Annotated in this window: 21 protein-coding genes and 1 pseudogene; 10 read left to right on the top strand and 12 right to left on the bottom strand. The window is 71.1% G+C overall.

Going from position 1 to position 24,236, the window contains the following annotated elements; genetic code table 11:
- Positions 1-14: 14 nt before the first annotated feature.
- From IE245_RS01020 to IE245_RS01035, 4 genes are all read right to left on the bottom strand, one after another.
- Positions 15-806: an aldose epimerase family protein gene (locus IE245_RS01020; RefSeq protein WP_189944632.1), complete on the bottom strand. Its 792-nt coding sequence runs from the start codon at positions 804-806 to the stop codon at positions 15-17.
- 114 nt (positions 807-920) lie between these two features.
- The gene (locus IE245_RS01025; protein ID WP_189944633.1) at positions 921-1,838 is read right to left on the bottom strand and encodes an SRPBCC family protein; all 918 of its coding nucleotides are present in this window, start codon (positions 1,836-1,838) and stop codon (positions 921-923) included.
- 74 nt (positions 1,839-1,912) lie between these two features.
- Positions 1,913-3,595, bottom strand: coding sequence for a polyamine aminopropyltransferase (locus IE245_RS01030; RefSeq protein ID WP_189944634.1), 1,683 nt, complete (start codon positions 3,593-3,595; stop codon positions 1,913-1,915).
- Between the two features lie 74 nt (positions 3,596-3,669).
- A complete protein-coding gene (locus IE245_RS01035; protein ID WP_189944635.1) occupies positions 3,670-4,188 on the bottom strand; it encodes a DUF2617 family protein in 519 nt (172 codons plus the stop codon).
- 591 nt (positions 4,189-4,779) lie between these two features.
- Between IE245_RS01035 and IE245_RS01040 the strand changes: the two are divergent.
- From IE245_RS01040 to IE245_RS01060, 5 genes and pseudogenes are all read left to right on the top strand, one after another.
- Positions 4,780-5,532 (top strand): annotated as a pseudogene (locus IE245_RS01040) (aminotransferase class I/II-fold pyridoxal phosphate-dependent enzyme); the annotation flags it as partial.
- 246 nt (positions 5,533-5,778) lie between these two features.
- Entirely contained in the window at positions 5,779-5,970 is a 192-nt protein-coding gene (locus tag IE245_RS01045; RefSeq protein WP_189944636.1) for a hypothetical protein, read from the top strand.
- Positions 5,971-6,041: 71 nt separating this feature from the next.
- Positions 6,042-7,469: an N-6 DNA methylase gene (locus tag IE245_RS01050; RefSeq protein WP_229851022.1), complete on the top strand. Its 1,428-nt coding sequence runs from the start codon at positions 6,042-6,044 to the stop codon at positions 7,467-7,469.
- Positions 7,469-8,758, top strand: coding sequence for a restriction endonuclease subunit S domain-containing protein (locus IE245_RS01055; RefSeq protein ID WP_189944638.1), 1,290 nt, complete (start codon positions 7,469-7,471; stop codon positions 8,756-8,758). Before IE245_RS01050 ends, IE245_RS01055 begins: the two co-directional genes overlap by 1 nt.
- Before the next feature lie 13 nt (positions 8,759-8,771).
- On the top strand, positions 8,772-9,938 hold the full coding sequence (locus tag IE245_RS01060; RefSeq protein WP_189944639.1) for a pyridoxal phosphate-dependent aminotransferase: 1,167 nt from the start codon (positions 8,772-8,774) through the stop codon (positions 9,936-9,938).
- 60 nt (positions 9,939-9,998) lie between these two features.
- Here the strand turns inward: IE245_RS01060 and IE245_RS01065 are convergent, their stop codons facing one another.
- Together IE245_RS01065 and clpB are read right to left on the bottom strand one after the other, a co-directional pair.
- Positions 9,999-10,529 (bottom strand): type III secretion system chaperone family protein, encoded by a 531-nt coding sequence (locus IE245_RS01065; RefSeq protein ID WP_189944640.1) that lies wholly within the window; start codon positions 10,527-10,529, stop codon positions 9,999-10,001.
- A 111-nt stretch (positions 10,530-10,640) separates the two neighbouring features.
- Positions 10,641-13,226 (bottom strand): ATP-dependent chaperone ClpB, encoded by a 2,586-nt coding sequence (gene clpB / locus IE245_RS01070; RefSeq protein WP_189944641.1) that lies wholly within the window; start codon positions 13,224-13,226, stop codon positions 10,641-10,643.
- 140 nt (positions 13,227-13,366) lie between these two features.
- On the opposite strand from clpB, the gene IE245_RS01075 reads away from it, so the two are divergent.
- Positions 13,367-13,771 carry a pyridoxamine 5'-phosphate oxidase family protein gene (locus IE245_RS01075; protein WP_189944642.1) on the top strand — a complete coding sequence of 135 codons (405 nt, stop codon included), beginning with the start codon at positions 13,367-13,369 and terminating at the stop codon, positions 13,769-13,771.
- 137 nt (positions 13,772-13,908) lie between these two features.
- Here the strand turns inward: IE245_RS01075 and IE245_RS01080 are convergent, their stop codons facing one another.
- Positions 13,909-14,238: a Rieske (2Fe-2S) protein gene (locus tag IE245_RS01080; protein WP_189944643.1), complete on the bottom strand. Its 330-nt coding sequence runs from the start codon at positions 14,236-14,238 to the stop codon at positions 13,909-13,911.
- 345 nt (positions 14,239-14,583) lie between these two features.
- On the opposite strand from IE245_RS01080, the gene IE245_RS01085 reads away from it, so the two are divergent.
- On the top strand, positions 14,584-15,564 hold the full coding sequence (locus IE245_RS01085; RefSeq protein WP_189944644.1) for a helix-turn-helix domain-containing protein: 981 nt from the start codon (positions 14,584-14,586) through the stop codon (positions 15,562-15,564).
- 66 nt (positions 15,565-15,630) lie between these two features.
- Here IE245_RS01085 and IE245_RS01090 read toward each other — a convergent pair whose 3' ends face one another.
- Genes IE245_RS01090 through dnaK form a run of 4 tightly spaced genes read right to left on the bottom strand, consistent with a single transcriptional unit; the run spans position 15,631 to position 19,750 of the window.
- A complete protein-coding gene (locus IE245_RS01090) occupies positions 15,631-16,080 on the bottom strand; it encodes a heat shock protein transcriptional repressor HspR (RefSeq protein WP_189944645.1) in 450 nt (149 codons plus the stop codon).
- A gap of 4 nt (positions 16,081-16,084) precedes the next feature.
- A complete protein-coding gene (gene dnaJ, locus IE245_RS01095) occupies positions 16,085-17,260 on the bottom strand; it encodes a molecular chaperone DnaJ (protein WP_189944646.1) in 1,176 nt (391 codons plus the stop codon).
- 34 nt (positions 17,261-17,294) lie between these two features.
- A complete protein-coding gene (grpE, locus tag IE245_RS01100; RefSeq protein WP_189944647.1) occupies positions 17,295-17,918 on the bottom strand; it encodes a nucleotide exchange factor GrpE in 624 nt (207 codons plus the stop codon).
- Positions 17,915-19,750 (bottom strand): molecular chaperone DnaK, encoded by a 1,836-nt coding sequence (gene dnaK / locus IE245_RS01105; protein ID WP_189944648.1) that lies wholly within the window; start codon positions 19,748-19,750, stop codon positions 17,915-17,917. The genes grpE and dnaK overlap by 4 nt, the downstream gene beginning before the upstream one ends.
- A 246-nt stretch (positions 19,751-19,996) precedes the next feature.
- Between dnaK and IE245_RS01110 the strand changes: the two genes are divergently transcribed.
- Positions 19,997-20,533, top strand: a complete 537-nt coding sequence (locus tag IE245_RS01110; RefSeq protein ID WP_189944649.1) for a sugar transferase — start codon at positions 19,997-19,999, stop codon at positions 20,531-20,533.
- 162 nt (positions 20,534-20,695) lie between these two features.
- A complete protein-coding gene (locus IE245_RS01115; RefSeq protein ID WP_189944650.1) occupies positions 20,696-22,954 on the top strand; it encodes a (Fe-S)-binding protein in 2,259 nt (752 codons plus the stop codon).
- Positions 22,955-23,011: 57 nt separating this feature from the next.
- Here the strand turns inward: IE245_RS01115 and IE245_RS37630 are convergent, their stop codons facing one another.
- Entirely contained in the window at positions 23,012-23,143 is a 132-nt protein-coding gene (locus IE245_RS37630; RefSeq protein ID WP_268256505.1) for a hypothetical protein, read from the bottom strand.
- A 193-nt stretch (positions 23,144-23,336) separates the two neighbouring features.
- Between IE245_RS37630 and IE245_RS01120 the strand changes: the two genes are divergently transcribed.
- Positions 23,337-24,158, top strand: coding sequence for a Yip1 family protein (locus tag IE245_RS01120; RefSeq protein ID WP_189944651.1), 822 nt, complete (start codon positions 23,337-23,339; stop codon positions 24,156-24,158).
- Positions 24,159-24,236 lie beyond the last annotated feature (78 nt).

The following is a 24,236-nucleotide window of genomic DNA, read 5'->3' on the forward strand; positions in this document are numbered from 1 at the left end:
TAAGGGCGCCGAGGTCACGGCCGCTGCCAGGCCCAGACGCTCTCGACCTCCAGCGGGTCGATGGGGGTGACCAGGCGCGGGTGGGTGTTGAGGCCGTTCGGCGGGCCGGACTGCGGCTCGACGCAGACGGCGTCCTCGGGCTCGTCGTAGATCACCACCCACTCGGCACGGCTGCTCACCGTGAGCGCCAGCTCGCCCGGCCAGGTGAGGGTGACGTCGACGCCCTCGGGCATGCCGAAGCAGTCGTCCCAGGGGCCGGGCAGCGGAGGGATGCGGCGGCCGGTGGGCAGGTGGTCCTCGCCGCGCTCCTCCTGCCAGCCGGGCGTGAAGTCGAGGCGGACGTCCTCGCCGCCCGCGCCGAGGTTCCGCAGGAACCAGGGGTGCCAGCCGGCCTGCGCCGGGAAGGAGTCGTCGTACGCCTCCACCCCGAACTTCAGCGTCAGCCGGTCCTCGGCCAGTTCGAGGACCTGGGTGACGCGCCCCTTGTACGGCCACGGGTCGTCGAGCTCGCAGGTGAGGACGGCCTCGGTGGCGGTGGCCCGTGCCACCGTCCAGGCCCGGTCGCGGACGGTGCCGTGGATGGCGTGCGGGGGCGCGTTGACGGGCAGCCGGTGGGTGGTCGCCCCGTCGCGGAACCGGCCGTTCTCGGTCCGGCCGCACCAGGGCACCATCGGGAAGCTGCCGTAGCGCTCGCCCTGCTTCAGGACCTCGGTGCCCGCGATGCGCAGGCTCTCGATCCGGCCGCCGCGTGCGGCGTTGATGGTCAGCTCGGCGTCGCCCGCCGTCAGTCGCGTCAGGTTGCTCACGCCCCGACCCTAAGTCCTGGCGGGCGCCGGATTGGACCGTTTCAACGCGGGACTTTCCCGGAGTGCGACGCGGCGGCTTCGCCGGGGTTCGACGTGGTCCTCCGCCGGGGCCCCTCAGCGGCGGCGGCGCAGCGCCCGGGTGACGACGACCACGGAGGCGAGGGCGAGGGCGGCGGCGGGGGCGACCCAGCGGAGGGTGGCGCCGGCGGTGCTCGGCGAGGGGGCGGGCACGGGGGCGTACCGGCCGCGCGGCGGCGCGTGGTCGACCTCCTCGGCGCTCCGGCCGATCATCGTCCGGCGGGCGTGGGCGGCCTCGGCGGCGGGCTTCGCGGCGGGGAACTCCTGGGCGGCGGCCGGTTCGAGGCGGACGTCGTCGCCGAAGCCGGACTCCTCGTCGAAGACGGCCTCCGCGTCGAAGACGGCTTCCTCGTCGAAGCCCGGCGCCTCGCCGAAACCGGCCTCCTCGCCGCCGGATCCGCCGTCCGCGCCGGCCCCGTCCCGGCCGGCCGTGTCCGCGCCGCCGACGGCGCCCGTGCCCGTACCGAAGGAGGTGTCGCCGTCGGGGGCCCGCTCCGCGGCGAGCTCGGCCGCGAGGGTCGCGGCGGACTCCACGAAGGCGTCCAGGAGGCGGTCGCGGGCGGCGTCGCGGGCCTCCTCGGGCTCCTCGGCGAGCCGGCCGGTGGCGGTGAGGGCGCCGGTGAAGCTGAGTCCGGTGCCTTCGGCCGCCGGGGTGAGGACGACGGTCAGGGAGACCTCCGCGGCGCCCTTGCCGCGGGCCTCGGTGCCCTCGCCCTCGTAGGTGATGGCACCGTCCCGCTCGACGATCCGCAGCCCGCCGCGGTAGGTGATGGTGTGCCCGCCGACCCGGAGCCGGAGCCTCCCGACGATGTCCCGCGCCGCCGGGGAGGCGTCCTCCGGGTCCGCGGAGGCGTCGCGCTGGAGGCCCGGCACACAGCGCGCCACCCGCGCCGGGTCGGTGAGGACGGCCCGCAGGGCCTCGGCCGGGACCGGGACGAACACCTCATGCTCCATGGGGCCCGAGCCTACTCAGCGGGGCGCCCGGCGTCGCCCGTTCCGCGGCGGAACCCGCCCACCGGGTCCTCCGCTCAGTTGCCGTACCGGGGGTGCACCAGCGTCGAGGGGGCGAGGCCGGTGAGCCGGGTGCGCTCGGCGCGGCGGGCGGCGGCGGGCAGGTCGCGGGGGGCGAGGGAGCGCAGCGGGGGCCCGTCGGAGGCGAGCCCGAGGACGGGCGGCCGGTCGCCGCGGACGGCCAGCAGGAAGCCCCAGTCGCCGGGCCCTTCGCGTCCCGTGCCCGCCCGTCCGGCCCGGTCGGGTCCGGCGGCGAAACCGGAGGCGCGGCCCTCGGTGCTGTACGGCCGGGTGGCGTAGCCGGCGGCACGCAGGGTGGCGTCGGCGGTCCAGTAGGTGCGGGGCCGGTCGGTGGCGGCCCCGGCGTGCACGACGAGCCGTCCGCCGTCGGCGAGGACGCCCGCGGCGAGGCCGTAGAACTCCTGGGAGTAGAGCTTGGTGCTGGGGGTGATCCCGGGGTCGGGCAGATCGGAGATCACCACGTCGTACCGTTCCTGCACGTGCCCGGCGGCGCCCCTCAGCCAGTGGAAGGCGTCGGCGTGGACTACCTCGACGCGGGGGTCGCGGAAGGCGTGCCCGTTGAGCGCGGCGAGGGCGGGGTCGGTGCGGGCGAGCCGGACGACACCGGGGTCGAGCTCGACGACGGTGACGGAGCGGACGCCGGGGTGGCGGAGCACCTCGCGGGCCGCGAGGCCGTCGCCGCCGCCGACGATGAGCACGCGCGCGTGCGGCCCGTTCATCGCGGGGTGGACGAGCGCCTCGTGGTAGCGGTACTCGTCCTCGCCGGCGATCCGCAGCCGGCCGTCGAGGTAGAGGTCGAGCGGGCCCTCGGGACCGCCGGTGACCACCACCTCCTGGATCTCGGTGTGGACGGCGACCCGCACCCGCTCCCCGTACACGGCCCGGCGGGCGGCCTGTTCGAAGTCGTCGACGAGGACGGTCGCGGTGGCGAGCACGCCGAGGACGGCGAGGTTGACGCCGATGACGAGGGCCCGGCCGCGGGTCGTGAGGTCGCGGCGGAAGAACCAGAGCACGAGGGCGGCGCCCGCGACCGCGTTGACCGCGCCGGTGACGAGCGCCCCGGTGAGCTGGCCGAGCCAGGGCAGCAGCAGGAAGGGGAAGGCGAGGCCGCCGACGAGCGCGCCCACGTAGTCGGCGGCGAACAGGTCGGCGACCGTGCCGGCCGGGTCGTCGGGGTCGCCGGCCCGGGCGGCGCGCCCCGCCCGGCGCGGCCGGCCGGTGGCGACGGACCGTTCCGGCGCCCGCTGTATGAGGGACATGAGCAGCGGGATCTCGGCGCCGATGAGGATCCCGATGGTGAGCGAGAAGGCCACCAGGACGCCGCGCGAGGCGCCGACCCAGGCGAAGCAGGCGTACAGCACCAGCGCCGAGGTGCCGCCGACGAGCGCGAGGGCGCCCTCGACGAGGCCGAAGCCGACGGCGGCGCGGCAGCGCAGCCGCTTCGCGAGCAGCGAGCCGAGGCCCATCGCGAAGACCATCACGGACAGCACGACGGACGCCTGGGTGACCGAGTCTCCGATCAAGTACGAGGCGAGGGCGACGAGTTCGAGCTCGTAGACGAGGCCACAGGCGGCGCAGACGAAGACGACCGCGAGGACCGGCCACCGCACCGTGGTGCGCGGCCGCGGCGGCGGTCGGCGCACCCTCGTGGGTGGCAGGGTCGCGGTCGGCTCGATCATGCCGTAACGCTACGTCACGACCTCCTCGCCCCTTGTCACCCACACGAGTGCACCTGAGGCGCCGGAGAGGCGCATCAGAGTGTGGCGGGCATACGGGCGCCGATCCTGGTACGGGTGACCACGAGCTGGCCCTCCTGCGGGTAGGCGTGCCAGGTCCGCCAGCGCACCTGACCCTCGTGACGCTGTGCCAGCATCGCGGTGAAGGCGTGCGGCGAGCCGGGGAAGGTGCCGGCCAGGCCGTGCGGATGGTCGGCGACCAGCGCGAGCAACTCCTGCGCCCGGCCCGCGAAGGAGCCCTGCGTGAGCGTCTCGACGCGCGCCGCGAATTCGTACTCCCATTCACCGACGCGCTTGGAGACGCCGAGCGGCAGCGGGGTGCTGCTGCCCGGCATGCAGGCGACGGTCTCGGAGCAGTGGCGGCCCTCCTCTTCGAGCAGGACCTGATGGGAGGCGCCGAGCAGTCTCAACTGCAGTTTCGCGCCGGAGAGTTCGAGATCGAGCACGGCGAGCGCGGGCAGCGGCTCGCGGCCCAGCGCCCAGGCCAGGTCGGCCGCGCGCGTGTCGGTGTAGGAGGTCTTCAAGGTGGTGAGCATGGGTCGGCTCCGCAAACACGGTTTGACGGGTGGGCCGGGGGCGCCCCGGAGAGGGTTCGACGGGAGTGGGGGGAGGCACCGGCTCGGGTCCACACACGGTCCGAGGGCTGTCTCTGACACGAGCGAGAGAACCACGTACTCCGGGCGACTCGCAGCGTTTTTACCCAACTTGCCTTGGTTTCCATCCCCTTCGGGGACCCAACAGTTCAATTGTTCAAACAGAATCGATCGCTGAGCGACCGACAGCGGTGCTCATGACGCCAATCCCGCCCTGCCCCGCACCCGTTGAACTCCTAGGAACCGCCGCCGCAACCGCCTCCCCCGCAACTCGAGCCGCACGAGCTCGACGCGCCGCAGCCGCTCCCGCCCCCGTCCCCGCCGCCGGACCAGCCGCGGCGCCGCTTCCTCCCCCTGCTCCTGCCGTCCGCGGACACCGCGATGCCGACGACCGCCACGATCACGAACGTGATGACCAGGAACGTCATCCTCATCACCCCCCGTACGGCGGCGCCCTGCCGCCTCTGCCCGGGGGTTTCCCACCCCGTCCCGCGCCCAAAGCCCACTTGAGCAAGTCCAGAGCTTCGGCCCAGGATGACCGCCATGACACGACCGCTGCTCAACCGCCGGCTCGCGGAGTTCGGGACCACGATCTTCGCCGAGATGTCCGCGCTCGCCGCCAGGACCGGATCGATCAACCTCGGTCAGGGCTTCCCCGACACCGACGGCCCCGAGGAGATCCGCGAGGCGGCGGTGCGCGCCCTGCGCGACGGCCGCGGCAACCAGTACCCGCCCGGCCCCGGCGTCCCCGAGCTGCGCACCGCGATCGCCGACCACCAGCACGCCCGCTACGGCCTGGAGTACGACCCCGACACCGAGGTCCTCGTCACCGCCGGCGCCACCGAGGCCATCGCGGCGGCCCTCCTCGCCCTGGTCGGCCCCGGCGACGAGGTCGTCGCCCTGGAGCCGTACTACGACTCGTACGCGGCCTGCGTCGCCATGGCGGGCGGCACCCGGGTCCCGGTCACCCTCCGCCCGCGCGAGGGCCGCTACGTCCTCGACCTCGACGAGCTGCGGGCCGCGGTCACCCCGCGCACCCGGCTCCTCCTCCTCAACACCCCTCACAACCCCACCGGCACCGTCCTGACCCGCGCCGAGCTCACCGCCGTCGCCGAGCTCGCCGTCGAGCGGGACCTGCTCGTCGTCACCGACGAGGTCTACGAGCACCTGCTCTTCGACGGCGCCGAGCACGTCCCGATCGCCACCCTCCCCGACATGCGGGAGCGCACGGTGACCATCGGCTCGGCCGGCAAGACGTACTCCTTCACCGGCTGGAAGGTCGGCTGGGGCAAGGCTTGCTGACCTACCTGTTACGGATGCGGGTCGCGTTGGACGTCCAAGCCCCAGCTCCCGCTTCATCAAGAAACCCAAATGGCGTGCACTCCTCCATAGGGGCTTGAATCTTGGACGCGCGCCTAAGAAAATCCCAAACGACGTGCTCGCTGCGGCGTACGGCCTGCCTCTCCTACTGTCCTTCCTGCAGCCAGGGATCACGCGGCTGGCAGACCCATCGACCTCGGGAAGGAACCGAACGTGCAGCTGAAATTGATGTACGTGATGATCGCGCTCCTTGGAGCCCTCGTAGCCGCCCTTGCGGGCAGCCTCGTAGCCGTCATGGAAGGAGGGCGGGGAACCGAGGCCGTCAAGTCGGGCGCCAAGACCTTCGCCGTCGCTCTGCCGCTCCTCATCGTCGTCCTGACCGCCTTGGGTGTGGTGGGCGCATGAGCGACATGACGGCCCGAGGGCGCGCAGCGCGGACCGGGCGCCCCTCCCCATCCGATCAGACGCTTGAGCAGATGTCCCAACAGCTCGCGCAGCTCTCCCGGTTCATGCACTCGGCCGAGGCTGCCCGGCTCGTCCTCGGCCTGCTGTACCTGAGCCGGATTCCGCGGGACGCCACCAGGCCCGGGGTTCCGACATGGGCGTGGTTGGTGAATCGCGCTACGGAAAATCCTTCGGAAGTCCGCAGGGCCGTGATCGAGTGCCTGGCCCACTGGCTCCCTTCCATCGAGGACCCGGACGCGGGAGCGATGCGTCTTGTGCCCGAACTCCCCGCCAGCTCCACCAGGCATCTGCCTGCTCTCATCCATGCCATCGGCTCCACCGAGCAGGTTTCCCCTCTGCTCGACAAGTGTCTGCGAGACCTCTCAGCGGCCCAGGCCGACGGCAGCAACTACTTCACACCCGGCGACCTGGCGCGCCTCATGGTCGGCGCGGCGGTACCGCAGGACGGGAACAGCGTGCTGGACCCGGTCTGCGGCTCAGGTGGTCTGTTGGTCGAGAGCCATCGCTACGTCCACGAGCGTGTCGGACTCAACCCGACCATGTTCCTGCAGGGTAAGGAACAGCACGCCCCTTCTTCTCAGGTGGCCCATATGAACCTCGCGGTTCGGGGCATCAGGGGTCGCATCTTCCCGCCCGGGAACAGCCTCGCGCATCCCGAACCCGAGCGCCACGACATCGTTCTGGCAAACCTCCCCTTCAACCAATCCGCCTGGGCGCCCGAGGGCGACGCCGAACCGGGCGACGGCCGGCCACTGCGCTCCGTCACCGCCGCCGATCCGCGGTGGCCGGAGGAACCTCCGCCCCGGGGCTCCGCCAACGCCGCCTGGATCCAGCACATCGCGCATGCACTGGCGCCGGCGGGACGAGCCGTCTTCCTGATGGCCGACAGCATGGCCACCAGCCGACAGTCCGCACCCCGAAGACTCCGCGAACGTCTACTGCATGCCGACCTCGTCGAGTGCGTGATCGCGCTACCGCCTCGCGTGTTCGGCCCCTCCAAGGCCACAGCCTGTCTGTGGGTGCTCAACAAGGACAAGCGCGCACGACCCGGCTGGGGTTCCTCGGACCGTCGCGGCCAGGTGCTGTTCATCAACGCGCGGCGCGCCTACGAACGGGTCCCGGACTCAAGGTCACGGCGGCTGGGCGAGGAGAACACTGCCCGAATCCTGAGCACTCTCGCAGCCTGGCGGGGCCTCTCCGAGAGCGGTGCCGCAGCGTTGCCGTACAGCGACGTCCCCGGCTGGTCCCAAAGCTGCTCCACCAAGGAGATCACGAGCCACGAGTACAGCCTCATGCCGACTTCGTACGCCGTGGAACCGCCGAGCCCGGAGCGGGACACGCGGAGCCACATCGAGCGGCTCAAGTTCGAGCTGACCGATCACCTGGCCCACATGCACGATCTTGAACTGCGACTGCTGGACGCCTTGGAGGAGATCTGATGGGAGCCGGTACGCCTCAGGCCGACACGGGTACGTCGGCATGGCCGACGGTCTCTCTCCGCGGGCTCGAACGACTCGGCCACAACATCCACACAGCCTGTGGCTTCCTCGACGACAAGACCGCAGAGAGCACCCCAGGAGTGGTCAGCTCGACCTTCGTCCGGGACGGCAAGATCCTCTCTCCCCGGACCAACGAGTGGGTTTCGGGTGTACCTCCACGTACCCGAGCCAGCCTCAGGGAGGGTGACCTGGCGGTCGTGCTCGTCAGACGCGCGGGGGATTCCGCGCTGGTCACCTCCGAGCACGCGGGGTGGCCCGCAGCCCGGTCGATCGGCATCATCCGCGCGGAGCCGCGCCTTGTGCGGTGGCTGCACATCTGGTTGCAGACGCCCACCGCGAAGGCCCGGATCGATGAGGACGTGACGGCCCACGTCGAGCCGACCGTAAGCCTCGACACCCTCCGTCGCATGCTGTTCCCACTGCCGCCGCCCGACGTCATCACTCACTACCACCGGGCCTTCACCCTCATCGAGGAGACGGCCGCCGTCTACCAGCTAACCGCGCGCAAGACAATGGAACTGGCCGACGCACTCCACAACACGGTGGCGGCTTCAGGTCCGCCCTGGGGCTCACGACCGCTGGCAAAGGTCGCCCGTCTGAAGTCGGGTACCGGTTCCGAAAGCTCACTCCCACCGGCACCTGCGGATCCGACCATCGACGTGATCGCACCCAGGGACCTCTACGACCTTCCCGTGCCCCACGTCCACCGGTTCCGCCTGACCGGGCCGGCGCGCGACGGCGCGGTACACCCTCCGGGCACCTTCATGCTCAGCACCCGCTCCGACGGCGCGCACATCGCCGTGTCCAGCCGGGCGGCGACCCCCCTCAGAAGCGTCGTCGCCGTGCGGCCCCTGGACGACGAGGACGCGTGGTGGCTTCTCCACGAGCTCAGAAGCCGGAGCAAGGCGATCGCGGAACTCGCGCAGGGCCAGAACCGCCGCGAGATCTCCGCCCTCCGCCTGAAATCCCTGGCTCTCACTTGGCCGGATCACTTCACGCGCGCCGACTTCCACCGGGTCGTCGAGCCTCTGCATGCTACGGCACGACTCCTCGTCTCCAAGATCGCGACGTTGCACGCACTGCGGGACACTCTCCTGCGCGACATCACGGCGAAGGCCGGTGTGCTCCGAGAGCCGGAGGAACAGGGCCTCAGCCTCCCGGCACCACGTGGGATGGAGAGCCTCGATGAGTCAGGATGGGGCCTGCAAACTCAACGGGTACCCGAGTGAGAACGGTGGAGCGATGAATACCAGGCCACTGCTGAACCGCAGGCTGGACGGGCTCGGGACGACGATCTTCGCGGAGATGTCGGCCCTGGCGACAGCGACGGGCGCGATCAACCTGGGCCAGGGCTTCCCGGACACCGACGGCCCGGAGTCCGTACGTGAGGCCGCCGTACGAGCGCTGCGCGACGGCCGCGGCAACCAGTACCCGCCGGGCCCCGGCGTCCCGGAGCTCCGCCAGGCGATCGCCGACCACCAGCACCGCTTCTACGGCCTGAGCCTCGACCCCGACACGGAAGTACTGGTCACCGCTGGCGCGACGGAGGCGATCGCGGCGACCATGCTCGCGCTGCTGGAGCCCGGTGACGAGGTGATCGCCTTCGAGCCCTTCTACGACTCCTACGCGGCCTGCGTCGCCATGGCCGGCGCGAAGCGCGTCCCGCTCACCCTGCGCGCCCCGTCCTTCCGCCCGGACCTGGACGAACTGCGATCCAAGATCACCCCGCGCACTCGCCTCCTGCTCCTCAACACCCCGCACAACCCGACCGGGATGGTCCTCACCCCCGACGAGCAGAGCACCATCGCCGCGCTCGCCGTCGAGCACGACCTGCTCGTGGCCACCGACGAGGTGTACGAGCACCTGGTCTTCGACGGCGCCGCCCACGTCCCGATCGCGAGCCTCCCCGGCATGCGCGAGCGCACCGTCTCCATCTCCTCCGCCGGCAAGACCTTCTCCTTCACCGGATGGAAGGTTGGCTGGACCACCGCGAGCCCGGAGCTGACCTCGGCGGTCCGCTCGGCGAAGCAGTACCTCACCTACGTCTCCTCCGGCCCCTTCCAGTACGCGGTCGCCGAGGCCCTGCGCCTCCCGGAGGCGTACTACGACGGCCTGCGCGCCGACCTCCAGGCCAAGCGGGACCTGCTGAGCGAGGGCCTCGAGGAGGCCGGCTTCGGGGTCTACCGCCCGCGCGGAACGTACTTCGTCACCACCGACATCCGCCCCCTCGGCGCCGACGACGGCTTCGCCTTCTGCCGCTCGCTGCCGGAGCGGGCCGGTGTCGTCGCCATCCCGAACGCGGTCTTCTACGACCACCGCGAGGCGGGCGCCCCCTTCGTCCGCTTCGCGTTCTGCAAGCGGACCGACGTCCTGGAGGAGGCGGTCTCCCGGCTGAAGCGGCTGGGGTGAGAACGCCGGAAGCCGGGCCCCCGTGCGGGGACCCGGCTTCCGGCGCGCGGGGGACGGGGCTCAGGCCTCGTCGCCCTCGGTCTTCTCCTCCGGGGAGGCCAGACCGAACTGCTCGACGATCCACTTGTCGAACTCGATGGAGGCGCGGACCCAGCTCACCGTGGAGGAGACGAAGTGCTCCAGGGCGACGCCGGTGCCGATCAGCATCTGCGCCTCACCGATGAGGCGGAGGGTGGCGGAGCCGTCCTCCTCCTCGTGCAGGTGGGTGTAGACCTTCGGCCACAGGGTGCGGCGGTTCCAGTCGTCGATCGCGTCGAGGATCTTGACGCGGTCGTCGGCGGAGTGCGGACGGTCGTAGAACGTGCGCACCGAGAACACCTGCTGCTCGTTCTCGCCGCGGAACATGAAGTACGTGCGGAATTCCTCCCACGGCGCCGCGAGGTCGCCCTCGTCGTCGACGACGTACTTGAGCTCCATCTGCTCCAGGAGCTGCTTCACCAGGTCCTGGTCGGGGACGACGGGGCCCGCCGGTCCTGCCTGGGGCTGGGGCTGTCCCCCGAAATTCGGAATCGAGGACGGGTCGATGCTCACCGTGAATTTCCCTTCGTACGGATGTCGCCATCCTCCCCCATCCCGGCCGGTCCGTGGCAAGCCCCGCCGGTGCGGATCCGCTGCGGGCTGACAGGATCCGCACCCACGGCCCTACCCGGCCCGGCCGACGATCAGCCCGTCCTCGAAGCGGTCCACGCGGACGGTGTCGCCGTCGCGGACCTCGCCGGCCAGGATCTCCTTGGCGAGCCGGTCGCCGATGGCCGTCTGGATGAGGCGGCGCAGCGGGCGGGCGCCGTACGCGGGGTCGTTGCCCTCCTCGGCCAGCCACTCCAGGGCCTCCGGGGTGACGTCCAGGGTGAGCCGGCGGTCGGCGAGCCGCCGGGCGAGCCGGTCGATCTGGAGGCGGGCGATGCGGCCCAGCTCGGCGCGGTCGAGCGCCGAGAAGACCACCAGGTCGTCGAGGCGGTTCAGGAATTCCGGCTTGAAGCTGGCCCGGACGACCTCCAGGACCTGCTGCTTCTTCTCCTCGTCGCCGGTCAGGGGGTCGACCAGGTACTGGCTGCCCAGGTTGGAGGTGAGGATCAGGAGGGTGTTGCGGAAGTCGACCGTGCGGCCCTGGCCGTCGGTGAGCCGGCCGTCGTCGAGGACCTGGAGCAGGATGTCGAAGACCTCCGGGTGCGCCTTCTCCACCTCGTCGAGGAGGACGACGCTGTACGGGCGGCGGCGGACGGCCTCGGTGAGCTGGCCGCCCTCCTCGTAGCCGACGTAGCCGGGGGGCGCGCCGACCAGACGGGCGACGGAGTGCTTCTCGGAGTACTCCGACATGTCGATGCGGACCATGGCCCGCTCGTCGTCGAAGAGGAAGTCGGCGAGCGCCTTCGCCAGCTCGGTCTTGCCGACGCCGGTGGGGCCGAGGAAGAGGAAGGAGCCGGTGGGCCGGTCGGGGTCGGCGATCCCGGCGCGGGTGCGGCGCACCGCGTCGGAGACGGCCCGGACGGCCTCGGTCTGGCCGATGAGCCGGCGGCCCAGCTCGTCCTCCATGCGGAGCAGCTTCTGCGTCTCGCCCTCCAGGAGGCGGCCGGCGGGGATGCCGGTCCAGGCGCCGACGACGTCGGCGATGTCGTCGGGGCCGACCTCCTCCTTGACCATGGTGTCCTTCTGGACCTCGCGCTCGGCCTCGGTGGCCTCGGCGAGCTCGCGCTCCAGGGTGGGGATCTCGCCGTAGAGCAGCTTGGAGGCGGTGTCGAAGTCGCCGTCGCGCTGGGCGCGCTCGGCCCGGCCGCGGGTCTCGTCGAGCTTCTCCTTCAGCTCGCCGACGCGGTTGAGGGACTGCTTCTCCTTCTCCCAGCGGGCGGTGAGGCCGCGCAGCTCCTCCTCGCGGTCGGCGAGGTCGCGGCGGAGCTTCTCCAGGCGCTGGACGCTGGCCGGGTCGGTCTCCTTGGCGAGGGCCAGCTCCTCCATGCGGAGCCGGTCGACGGAGCGCTGGAGCTCGTCGATCTCGACCGGGGAGGAGTCGATCTCCATGCGGAGCCGGGAGGCGGCCTCGTCGACGAGGTCGATGGCCTTGTCGGGGAGGAAGCGGGAGGTGATGTACCGGTCGGAGAGGGTCGCGGCGGCCACCAGGGCGGAGTCGTTGATCTGCACCTTGTGGTGGGCCTCGTACCGGCCCTTGAGGCCGCGGAGGATGGCGACGGTGTCCTCGACGGACGGCTCGGCGACCAGGACCTGCTGGAAGCGGCGCTCCAGGGCGGGGTCCTTCTCGATCCGCTCGCGGTACTCGTCCAGGGTGGTGGCGCCGACCATGCGGAGCTCGCCGCGGGCCAGCATCGGCTTCAGCATGTTGCCGGCGTCCATGGCGGAGTCGCCGCCGGCGCCCGCGCCGACGACGGTGTGCAGCTCGTCGATGAAGGTGATGATCTGGCCGTCGCTCTCCTTGATCTCGGAGAGGACGGTCTTGAGCCGTTCCTCGAACTCGCCGCGGTACTTCGCGCCGGCGACCATCGCGCCGAGGTCCAGGGAGACCAGCCGCTTGTTCCGCAGCGACTCGGGGACGTCGCCCTTCACGATCCGCTGGGCGAGGCCCTCCACGACGGCGGTCTTGCCGACGCCGGGCTCGCCGATGAGGACCGGGTTGTTCTTGGTGCGCCGGGAGAGGACCTGGACGACCCGCCGGATCTCGTGGTCGCGGCCGATCACCGGGTCGAGCTTGCCCTCGCGGGCGGCGGCGGTGAAGTCGGTGCCGAACTTCTCCAGGGCCTTGTACGAGCCCTCCGGGTCGGCGGTGGTCACGCGGCGGCCTCCCCGGGCCTTCTCGAAGGCGTCCTGGAGCCGGCGGGCGGTCGCGCCCTGCCGGTCCAGGACCTGGCCGGCCTGCCCGCCCTTGGCGGCGAGGCCGATGAGCAGGTGCTCCGTGGACAGGAACTCGTCACCGAGCTTCTTGGCGCGCTCGGCGGCGTCGGCGATGACGGCGAGCAGCTCGCGGTTCGGTTGCGGTGGCGCGACGGTGGAGCCGGTCACGCTGGGCAGGGCGGCGAGCAGCCGCTCGGCCCCGGTGCGGACGGCGGCCTGGTCGGCCTCGACGGCGGCGAGCAGATCGGTGATGTTCTCGTTGTCCTGACCGGCCAGCAGCGCCAGAAGAAGATGTGCGGGGGTCAGGTCGGCGTGCCCCTGGGACACGGCGCGGCTGCTCGCCGCGTTCAGCGCGTCCCGGCTCCTGTTGGTCAGTTCTGCGTCCACGTGCGGGGTCTCCTCCTGGGTGTGGTCCTCCGGGTCCGGCGGTGGACCCTTCTCGTTCTCTGACTCATACAGCGTACATAAAGTTGAGTCTATTCCGCTCAAGGTGTCGGAGGGGCGAACGTCCGGGGTAGTTTCCGGGCATGGCGACCGACCCGAGGAACCCCACGGACTCGTACCTCAGCTTCTGGCGCGAGTACCACATGTGCACGCTGACCACCCCGCGTCCGGACGGCACCCCGCACGTGGTGGCCGTCGGCGTCACGTACGACCCCGAGCGCGGCCTGGCGCGGGTCATCACCAACAAGAACAGCAGGAAGGTCGCCCACGTCCTGGCGGCGGGCGCGGAGGGCGCGCGGGTCGCGGTCTGCCAGGTCGACAAGGGGCGCTGGGCCACCCTGGAGGGCGTCGCCCGGATCCGCACGGAGGAGGCGGAGGTCGCCGACGCGGTGGCGCGCTACGCCGAGCGCTACGGCCGCACCCCGACGCCCAACCCCGACCGGGTGGTCATCGAGATCGCGCTCACCCGGGCGATGGGCCGCGCCTGACCCTCCCTCCGGGAACGGTCCCGGATCCGCCGGGGACGGCCCCGGAAAAGCACAACGGCGCCATCGCGGTTCAGGTCCGCGATGGCGCCGTTGTGTGGGGGAAGCACCTGAGCGATCTACAACGACGGGGGAATCGCTCAGGCACTGCGGGGGGTGGCGGAGATGGTCTCGGAGGCGAACCGCGCCTCGACCGGCTGGTGGTCGCGCTGGTCCAAGTTGACGAAGATCATGCCGTACCGGATGGCACAGCGGACGGGCTGGGGGGCGCCGCGGGGACGGCGCAGGCACCGGTAGGCACGGATGTCCTCGTCGTCCCCGCGGACGACGACGATCGGCTCACCGAAGAGGGTGACCTTCAACGACTCGCCACGGCGCGGCACCGCGGTGACGAGGTCGATGAAGTGCCACCCCGACCGGTAGGCACTCGCCATCTCGCGTCGGAAACGAGGGTCCTCGGGAACCGTCATGCCCTGACGGACCCCCAACCGGGGTCGGCGACCGGCGCCACGCCCCATCCGGGATCGGCGACCGCCGGCTGCAGCAGACCCCAGCCCGGGTCGGCCCTGACGACCTGCGTCTGGGAACCCCACCCCGGATCCTGGGCCATCGAGACAGCGCCCACAGCTGCAGCAGCCATCAGCGCGGCACCGACTACGGTGCGTATGAGCTTCTTGGACATGACCGAGCAACCTCACTCGAAGGTGTGTAACTACCTGCTCCCCCGCAAGTCACGACGATCGCTCACTCCTCCCGTTTCCACCACTCGCCCAATGCATCATGTTCCTGTAATGCAAGAGCCTGGGGGTGTACGTATGCGGATAGAACCTGACCAAAAGGTGCATTCTCACACGCACGCAGACCTGTGCGAACCGGGCAGTCGGCTCTACTCGGAGGCCCTCAGGGAAGGCCGGATCGCCCGTTCCGAGATCTCGCCCGCACCCTGCCTGATGGACCTGGACCTGCTGCGCCCCGACCCCGACGACGCCGAGTGGCTCCGCCCCGTGGCACCGACGGCCGCCCTCGCCCGCCTCCTCGACCCGCTCGAGAAGGAGATACAGGAGCGCCGGCGCATGACCGTCACCCTCGCCGACGCCTTCGAACCCTTCATGGCCCTCGGCGCCCGCGACCCCTCGATGACCCACGCCATCACCGTCCTCGAAGGACTGGAGCGGATCAACGACAGCCTGGACCGCGCCGTCGCCGCATGCACCTCGGAACTGCTCACCGTACAGCCGGGGAAGGGCCGCAGCGCGCAGACCTTCGGAGAAGCCCTGCGCCGGGTGCGGCCGCTGCTCGGCCGGGGCATCCGGATGCGCACGCTGTACCAGCACACCGCGCGCCACCAGCCCATCACCCTGGCGTACCTGGAACGCATCGGCTCCGAGGTCGAGGTCCGGACGCTGGAGGAGATCATCGACCGCCTCATCATCGTCGACCGCAAGGTCGCCTTCGTCCCGGCCAGCCGTGACCGCACCATCGCCCTCGAACTGCGCCACCAGGGGCTCGTGGAGTACCTCGGCGGCGTCTTCGACCAGTTCTGGCTCCAGGCGACGCCCCTGGACTCCCCGGTCACCTACCAGCCGCAGCTCAGCGGCATCAGCGGCGTCCAGCGCTCCATCGCCCGGCTCCTCGTCGAGGGCCACGTCGACGAGGCCATCGCCCGCCGGCTCGGGATGAACGTCCGCACCTGCCGGGCGCACATAGCCAAGCTCGCGGCCACCCTCGGCAGCGGCAGCCGCGCCCAGCTCGGCTACCTCATCGCCCGCTCCGGCCTCCTCGAACGGGAGATCTGACCGCCGGACGCGCGGAAGGCCCCTCCCGGGCGGGGAGGGGCCTTCCGCGGTCCATGGCGCGTGCGGCTACTCGCCGCGCTTCGGTGCCGGGCGCCACACCACCAGGGCGCCGGTCTGCTGCACGTCGGTGTACGGCACCAGGTCGCGCCGGTACGAGGCGTGCACCTGGGCCTCGCGCTGGCGCATCGCGGCGGCCGCGCCCTCGACGGCCGCCGAGAGCTCGGCGACCCGGGCCTGGAGCGCCGCGACCTGGTTCTCCAGCTCGATGATGCGCTTGATGCCGGCGAGGTTGATGCCCTCGTCCTGCGACAACTGCTGCACCTGGCGGAGCAGTTCGATGTCGCGGGCCGAGTAGCGCCGGCCCCGGCCGGCCGTGCGGTCCGGGGAGACCAGACCCAGGCGGTCGTACTGGCGCAGGGTCTGCGGATGCAGCCCCGACAGCTGGGCCGCCACCGAGATGACGTACACCGGGGTCTCGTCGGTCAGTTCGTACGGGTTGCGTCTGCGTCCGTCCACCGCGTCAGGCTCCCTTCGCCGCCTCGAACAGCTCCGCCCTGGGGTCCGTCGAGGCGGTCGCCTCGCGGTAGGTCTCCAGGGCCTCGCGGGCCTTGTCGTCCAGTTCCCTGGGCACCGCGACCTCCACCGTCACCAGCAGGTCGCCGCGCGTACCGTCCTTGCGGACCGCGCCCTTGCCGCGGGCGCGCATGGTCCGGCCGTTCGGGGTGCCCGCGGGCAGCTTGAGCGTGACCGCGGGCCCGCCGAGGGTCGGGACCTTGACCTCGCCGCCGAGCGCCGCCTCCACGAAGGAGACCGGCACCGTGACGGTGAGGTTGTCGTCCTTGCGCCCGAAGACCGGGTGGGCGTCGACGTGCACCACGACGAACAGGTCGCCGTGGGGCCCGCCGCGCTCGCCCGGGGCGCCCTTGCCGCGCAGCCGGATCTTCTGCCCGTCGGAGACGCCCGCCGGGATCCGGACCTGCATGGTCCGCGAGGACTTGGCCCGGCCGGAGCCCTTGCAGACCTCGCAGGGGTTCTCCGCGATCAGGCCGCGGCCCTTGCAGTCGACGCACGGGTCGGTCAGCGAGAAGCCGCCGCCGCTGCCCCGCGAGACCTGGCCGGTGCCGACGCAGGTCGGGCACACCCGGGGCGTGCCGTTCTTGTCGCCGGTGCCCGAACAGGCCGTGCAGGGCTGCTGGCTGGACATCCGCAGGGGCACGGTCGCGCCCTCGATCGCCTCGGTGAAGCTGAGCGTCACCTCGGACTCGATGTCCTGGCCGCGCCGGGGCTGGGTGCGGGCACCCGCGCCGCCGCCGCGGTTGAACAGACCGCCGAAGACGTCCCCGATGCCACCGCCGCCGCCGAAGCCGCCGGCCCCGCCCTGGGCGCCCCCGAAGAGGTCGCCCAGGTCGAAGTTGAACGAACCGCCCGCACCCGGGCCGCCGGCCCGGAAGCCGCCGTTCCCGAAGAGCGCGCGCGCCTCGTCGTACTCCTTGCGCTTCTTGGGGTCGCCGAGGACGTCGTTCGCCTCGGAGATCTCCTTGAAGCGCTCCTCGGCCTTGGTGTCGCCCTTGTTGGCGTCCGGGTGGTTCTCGCGTGCGAGCTTCCGGTACGCCTTCTTGATCTCGGCCTCGGTGGCGTCCTTGGGGACGCCGAGGACCTTGTAGTAGTCCTTCTCGACGAAGTCCTTCGTGCTCATCGACGTCCCTCCTCCCGCGTGCGGGTGTGGCTGCTTACTCGCTGTCCTTCTCGGAGTCGTCCGACTCCTCGGCCTTCGCCGCACCGCCGGGCTGCGCGCCCGGCTGGGGCTCGGCGACGGCCACCCGGGCGGGCCGGACGGTCCGCTCGCCGATCCGGTACCCCGGCTGCAGGATCGCGACGCAGGTCGTCTCGGTGACGTCCGGCGCGTAACTGTGCATCAGGGCCTCGTGGATCGTCGGGTCGAAGGGCTCGCCCTCCTTGCCGAACTGCTGGAGACCCATCTTGGCGACGACGGTCTCCAGCGACTCGGCGACCGACTTGAAGCCGCCCACGAGCTCGCCGTGGTCCCGGGCCCGGCCGATGTCGTCGAGGACCGGGAGCAGGTCGGACAGGAGGCTCGCGACCGCGATCTCCTTGACCGTGACCCGGTCCCGCTCGACCCGGCGCCGGTAGTTCTGGTACTCCGCCTGGAGCCGCTGGAGGTCCGCCGTCCGCTCGGAGAGCGCCGTGCGGGCCTGGTCCAGCTGCGCCAGGAGAGCCGTGTCCGTCACGTCCCCGGCCGGGGCCGCCGCGTCCTCGGTGGACTCGGCGGCCTCGTCGGCGTCGCCGGAGGGGACGTCGGGCTCCTCCTCGAAGCCCGCGGTCTCCTCGCTCACGCCTGGCCGTCCTTCTTGGGCTCGTCGTCGACGATCTCGGCGTCCACCACGTCGTCGTCGGCCTTGGCCTCGCCGGCCGGGGCGCCGGCCTGGGCGGCCTGGGCGTCGGCGTAGAGGGCCTGGCCGAGCTTCTGGGAGACGGCCGCGACCTTCTCGGTGGCGGTGCGGATCTCGGCGGTGTCCTCGCCCTTGAGCTTCTCCTTCAGCTCGGCGAGGGCGGCCTCGACCTCGGTCTTCACGTCGCCCGGGACCTTGTCCTCGTTGTCCTTGAGGAACTTCTCGGTCTGGTAGACGAGCGCCTCGCCCTGGTTGCGGGACTCGGCGGCCTCGCGGCGGCGGTGGTCCTCGTCCGCGTACTGCTCGGCCTCCTGGCGCATCCGGTCGACCTCGTCCTTCGGCAGCGAGGAGCCGCCGGTGACGGTCATCTTCTGCTCCTTGCCCGTGCCCAGGTCCTTCGCGGTCACGTGCATGATGCCGTTGGCGTCGATGTCGAAGGCGACCTCGATCTGCGGGACGCCGCGCGGGGCCGGCGGGAGGCCGGTCAGCTCGAACATGCCGAGCTTCTTGTTGTACGCCGCGATCTCGCGCTCGCCCTGGTAGACCTGGATCTGCACGGACGGCTGGTTGTCCTCGGCCGTCGTGAAGATCTCGGACCGCTTGGTCGGGATCGTGGTGTTGCGCTCGATGAGCTTGGTCATGATGCCGCCCTTGGTCTCGATGCCGAGGGACAGCGGGGTGACGTCGAGGAGCAGGACGTCCTTGACCTCGCCCTTGAGGACACCGGCCTGGAGGACGGCGCCGATGGCGACGACCTCGTCCGGGTTCACGCCCTTGTTGGCCTCGTTGCCGCCGGTCAGCTCCTTGACGAGCTCGGCGACGGCCGGCATGCGGGTCGAGCCGCCGACCAGGACCACGTGGTCGATCTCGGAGAGGGCGATGCCCGCGTCCTTGATGACGTTGTGGAACGGGACCTTGCAGCGCTCCAGGAGGTCCGAGGTGAGCTGCTGGAACTGGGCGCGGGTGAGCTTCTCGTCCAGGTGCAGCGGGCCCTCGGCGGAGGCCGTGATGTACGGGAGGTTGATGGAGGTCTCGGTCGAGGAGGAGAGCTCGATCTTCGCCTTCTCGGCCGCCTCGCGCAGACGCTGGAGCGCCATCTTGTCGGCGGACAGGTCGACGCCGTGACCGTTCTTGAACTGGGTCACCAGGTAGTCGACGACGCGCTGGTCCCAGTCGTCGCCACCGAGGTGGTTGTCGCCGTTGGTGGCCTTCACCTCGACGACGCCGTCGCCGATCTCCAGGAGGGACACGTCGAAGGTGCCGCCACCGAGGTCGAAGACGAGGATCGTCTGGTCGTCCTTGTCGAGGCCGTAGGCCAGGGCGGCCGCGGTCGGCTCGTTGACGATGCGCAGGACGTTGAGGCCCGCGATCTCACCGGCCTCCTTGGTGGCCTGGCGCTCGGAGTCGTTGAAGTACGCCGGCACGGTGATGACCGCGTCGGTGACCTTCTCGCCCAGGTAGGCCTCGGCGTCGCGCTTCAGCTTCTGGAGGATGAAGGCGGAGATCTGCTGCGGGTTGAAGTTCTTCCCGTCGAGCTCGATCTTCCAGTCGGTGCCCATGTGGCGCTTCACGGACCGGATGGTCCGGTCGACGTTGGTGACGGCCTGGCGCTTGGCCACCTCGCCGACGAGCACCTCGCCGTTCTTGGCGAAGGCGACGACGGACGGCGTGGTCCTGGCGCCCTCCGCGTTCGTGATGACGGTGGGCTCGCCGCCTTCCAGAACGCTGACGACGGAGTTAGTCGTGCCCAGGTCGATGCCGACCGCACGTGCCATTTCGATTCCTCCAGCTGACTGACTTGAGTGGAACTGACTCAAGGATGCATCACGGGACAGCCGACGTCAACAGAGCTGAGTCGAGTCGACTCAACTCTTCGTCGGCCCGACCGCTCAAAGAGACGCGAGAAGCGCGTCGCTCCCTGACGCGCGGCGCGAGAAGTGGGAGAGTCCCGGTGCCCCGCGTCGGGCAAAGCGGGCATATTCCACGAACATCCCATCATCTCAGCCGGAGGGGTCCGGGGCATGACGGCGAACCGTACGCAGCACAGGCACCGCACCTTCGACCTCAAGCGCGCCCTCGACCTGTTCGGCGGTACGACCCTGCTCGTCCTGCTCGCACCCCTACTCGGCGCGGTCGCGCTCTCGCTCTCCCTCACCCGGGAGGGGCCCGTGCTGCGCCGCCACACGAGGGCGGGGCTGCGCGGCCGGCCGTTCACCATGCTGACCCTGCGCACCCGGAGCCCGCTGGCCGCGCTCCCGCTGCTGCTGCACGTCGTACGGGGCGAGATGTCGCTCGTCGGACCCTGCCCGCTCTCCCCCGGCCACCCCGAGTGCGCGGGCGCGGCGCGGCGCCGGCTCTCCGTCCGCCCGGGGCTGACCGGCCCCTGGCAGATCAGCGACCGTTCCGACCTGCCCTGGGAGGAGCGCGAGCTGCTCGACCTCCACTATGTGGACCACCACTGGCTCGGCATGGATCTGGCCGTGCTGGCGCGTACGCTTCCAGCAGTCCGTCGACGTCGCCTCCGGCGCGCCTCCGCCCGTCCGGCAAGGCTTGCCTGAGCGACACAGATCACCGCAGGGGCCGCTACAGCGCGGCGCCGGGAACCGGTAATCTCAGCACGGACTAATTAAGTTACCGCTTAGTAGGCTCAGGGCGAGAGTGAGGGCGAGGCGAGCACAGGCCGCCCCCGCCGCGCCCCAGGCCCGCCCGAGGAGCCCGTCATGCAACTCGCCGCGATCATCGTGTCGCTGACGCTGACCGTGGTCGGCGTTGCCCTGCTCGCTCGCGCCATCGGCCAGTTCGTCCGTTACTTCAAGCTCGGCCAGCCGGTCCCGGCCGGCACCCGCACGGACAACCCCTACCAGCGCAGCGTCACCCTGGTCCGGGAGTTCCTGGGCCACACCCGGATGAACCGCTGGGGCATCGTCGGCTTCGCCCACTGGTTCGTCGCGGTCGGCTTCCTGACCCTACCGCCGACCCTCGCGCAGGCCTTCGGCCAGCTCTTCCAGGCCGACTGGACCCTGCCGGTCATCGGCGGCTTCCTGCCCTTCGAGCTCTACATCGAGTTCATCGGCGTCATGACGATCCTGGGCATCGCCGCCCTGATCGTCATCCGCCTGCTGTCGCTGCCCTCCCGGGCCGGCCGCAAGTCCCGCTTCGCCGGCTCCAAGGCCGGCCAGGCGTACTTCGTCGAGTACGTGATCCTCACCATCGGCCTCGCGATCTACGTGCTGCGCGGCCTGGAGGGCGCGATCCACCACGTCGAGCACTACGAGGCCGCGTACTTCGCCTCGTACCCGCTCGTCCTGGCCTTCAAGGGCCTGTCGCTCTCCACCCTCCAGACGCTCATCTACTTCACCGCCATGGTGAAGATCAGCACCTCGTTCATCTGGATGATCGTGGTCTCGCTGAACACCAACATGGGCGTCGCCTGGCACCGCTTCCTCGGCTTCCCGAACATCTGGTTCAAGCGCAACGCCACCGGCGAGACCGCGCTGGGCGCGCTCCAGCCGATGACGACCGGCGGCAAGCCGATCGACTTCGAGGACCCGGGCGAGGACGACGTCTACGGCGTCTCCCAGGTCGAGCAGTTCTCCTGGAAGGGCCTCCTCGACTTCTCCACCTGCACCGAGTGCGGCCGCTGCCAGTCGCAGTGCCCCGCCTGGAACACCGGCAAGCCGCTCTCCCCCAAGCTCCTCATCATGTCGCTGCGCGACCACGCGCACGCCAAGGCGCCGTACCTGCTCGCGGGCGGCGGCAAGGACATGGAGGGCAACGAGAAGGCCACGGCCGAGCAGCTGAAGGACGTGCCCGCGGCCGCCCTGGCCGAGGCCGAGCGCCCGCTGATCGGCACCGTCGAGGAGAACGGCGTCATCGACCCGGACGTCCTGTGGTCCTGCACCACCTGCGGCGCCTGCGTCGAGCAGTGCCCGGTCGACATCGAGCACATCGACCACATCGTCGACATGCGCCGCTACCAGGTCATGATCGAGTCCGCCTTCCCGTCGGAGGCCGGCACGATGCTGAAGAACCTGGAGAAGAAGGGCAACCCCTGGGGCCTGGCCAAGAAGCAGCGCGTCGAGTGGACCAAGGAGGTCGACTTCGAGGTCCCTATCGTCGGCAAGGACGTCGAGGACCTGTCCGAGGTCGACTACCTCTACTGGGTCGGCTGCGCCGGCGCCCTGGAGGACCGCGCCAAGAAGACCACCAAGGCCTTCGCCGAGCTGCTGCACATCGCGGGCGTCAAGTTCGCGATCATGGGCGGCGAGGAGAAGTGCACGGGTGACTCCCCGCGCCGCCTGGGCAACGAGCCGCTCTTCCAGCAGCTCGGCCAGGAGAACGTCGCGATGCTGAACATGGCGTTCGGCGAGGACGACGACGACCCGGAGACGAAGAAGCCGAAGTCGGCCAAGAAGATCGTCTCGACCTGCCCGCACTGCTTCAACACCATCGCCAACGAGTACCCGCAGCTCGGCGGCGAGTACGAGGTCATCCACCACACCCAGCTGCTCCAGCACCTCATCGACGAGGGCAGGCTGATCCCGGTGACCCCGGTCGACGGCCTCATCACCTACCACGACCCGTGCTACCTGGGCCGCCACAACAAGGTCTACACGCCGCCGCGCGAGATCATGTCGGCCGTCCCCGGCCTGCGCCAGCAGGAGATGCACCGCCACAAGGAGCGCGGCTTCTGCTGCGGCGCCGGCGGCGCGCGGATGTGGATGGAGGAGCGCATCGGCAAGCGCATCAACACCGAGCGCGTCGACGAGGCCCTGTCCCTCGACCCGGACATCGTCTCCACCGCCTGCCCGTTCTGCCTCGTCATGCTCACGGACTCCGTGAACGGCAAGAAGAACGACGGCAAGGCCAAGGAGAGCCTCCAGGTCGTCGACGTGGCCCAGCTGCTGCTCGACTCGGTGAAGACGCCGGTCGACCCCGAGCCGGAGGCCCCGGCGGAGGAGCCGGAGCCGGTCGCGTAACAACGGCGGAAGGGGCCGTCCCGCGGAGAGCGGGACGGCCCCTTCGTCGTCCCCGGGTCACCGCTTCCGGGCGTGGTGCTCCGCGACGCGCTTGCCGTGGGTGAGCGAGACCTGGGCGCGGGGCCCGTCCTCGGTGTGCCGGGCGACGGCGGCGGTGCGCAGGACGCGGGTACGGCGGTGGAGAAGCACGGAGAACTCCAGAGGGGTTCCGCTGCCGACCCCACCGAAGCCACGGACCCCCCATTGAGGTGATACATCCGCTTTGTCACAGCCGTCGCGCGAGGGGCCGACGCCCCCGTGACCCCCGACGCCTCCCCTAGGGGATGTCACAGCTCGGCACGGAAGGAGCGAGCCCGGCGCCGGACCGGGTACGTTCATTGACGTGGCTGGATTCAGGAACGGACGCGGCCGGGACAACCGCCCCCCGCAGCAGCATCGACCGCAGCAGGCGCCGTACGGGTACGACGGGCCCCCGCAGGCGCACCCGCAGCAGCAGTGGCAGCAACAGCCGCAGCAGCAGCCGTACGGGGAGCCGGAGTACTTCGGCGACCCGCACGCGCAGCACCACGCGGCGACGGCGAACAACCCGGGCCACACCCAGATGTTCAGCGTCGACGACCCCTACGGCCAGGCGGGCGCCTACCAGGCGCCCGTCCCCGTCGGCCCCCGCCTGCCCTGGAAGGCCCTCCTGAGCGGCATCGTGCTGCGCCCGGCGGACACCTTCCTCCGGATGCGCGACCACGCGGTCTGGGGCCCGGCGCTGATCGTCACCTTCCTCTACGGCCTGCTGGCGATCTTCGGCTTCGACCAGGCCCGCGAGGAGGTGCTGAACGCCACCCTCTCCAGCACGATCCCGTACGTCCTGATGACGGGCGTCGGCTTCGTCGTCGCCGGCCTGATCCTCGGCGCGGTCACCCACACCCTCGCCCGCCAGCTCGGCGGCGACGGCGCCTGGCAGCCCACGGTCGGCCTCTCCATGCTGATCATGTCCCTGACGGACGCCCCCCGCCTCCTCTTCGCCCTCTTCCTGGGCGGCGAGAACGGCCTGGTGCAGGTCATCGGCTGGGCCACCTGGCTCGCCGCCGGCCTCCTCTTCACCCTCATGGTCAGCCGCTCCCACGACCTGCCCTGGTCCAAGGCCCTCGGCGCCTCCGCCATCCAGCTGGTGGCCCTCCTCAGCCTGATCAAGCTGGGCACGCTGTAGGAAAGCCGCACGGACCCACGGACACGGGAGAGCCCCCGCCGGTCGACCGGCGGGGGCTCTCCCGTGTCCGTGGGCCGG

The organism is Streptomyces roseolus, assembly GCF_014649855.1.
Classification (GTDB): domain Bacteria; phylum Actinomycetota; class Actinomycetes; order Streptomycetales; family Streptomycetaceae; genus Streptomyces; species Streptomyces roseolus.

Coding starts and splice junctions, on each gene's coding strand:
- IE245_RS01025 (WP_189944633.1), bottom strand. CDS start 1,838: ATGGAGCATGAGGTGTTCGTCCCGGTCCCGGCCGAGGCCCTGCGGGCC.
- IE245_RS01030 (WP_189944634.1), bottom strand. CDS start 3,595: ATGATCGAGCCGACCGCGACCCTGCCACCCACGAGGGTGCGCCGACCG.
- IE245_RS01035 (WP_189944635.1), bottom strand. CDS start 4,188: ATGCTCACCACCTTGAAGACCTCCTACACCGACACGCGCGCGGCCGAC.
- IE245_RS01050 (WP_229851022.1), top strand. CDS start 6,042: ATGTCCCAACAGCTCGCGCAGCTCTCCCGGTTCATGCACTCGGCCGAG.
- IE245_RS01055 (WP_189944638.1), top strand. CDS start 7,469: ATGGGAGCCGGTACGCCTCAGGCCGACACGGGTACGTCGGCATGGCCG.
- IE245_RS01060 (WP_189944639.1), top strand. CDS start 8,772: ATGAATACCAGGCCACTGCTGAACCGCAGGCTGGACGGGCTCGGGACG.
- IE245_RS01075 (WP_189944642.1), top strand. CDS start 13,367: ATGGCGACCGACCCGAGGAACCCCACGGACTCGTACCTCAGCTTCTGG.
- IE245_RS01080 (WP_189944643.1), bottom strand. CDS start 14,238: ATGACGGTTCCCGAGGACCCTCGTTTCCGACGCGAGATGGCGAGTGCC.
- IE245_RS01085 (WP_189944644.1), top strand. CDS start 14,584: ATGCGGATAGAACCTGACCAAAAGGTGCATTCTCACACGCACGCAGAC.
- dnaJ (WP_189944646.1), bottom strand. CDS start 17,260: ATGAGCACGAAGGACTTCGTCGAGAAGGACTACTACAAGGTCCTCGGC.
- dnaK (WP_189944648.1), bottom strand. CDS start 19,750: ATGGCACGTGCGGTCGGCATCGACCTGGGCACGACTAACTCCGTCGTC.
- IE245_RS01110 (WP_189944649.1), top strand. CDS start 19,997: ATGACGGCGAACCGTACGCAGCACAGGCACCGCACCTTCGACCTCAAG.
- IE245_RS01115 (WP_189944650.1), top strand. CDS start 20,696: ATGCAACTCGCCGCGATCATCGTGTCGCTGACGCTGACCGTGGTCGGC.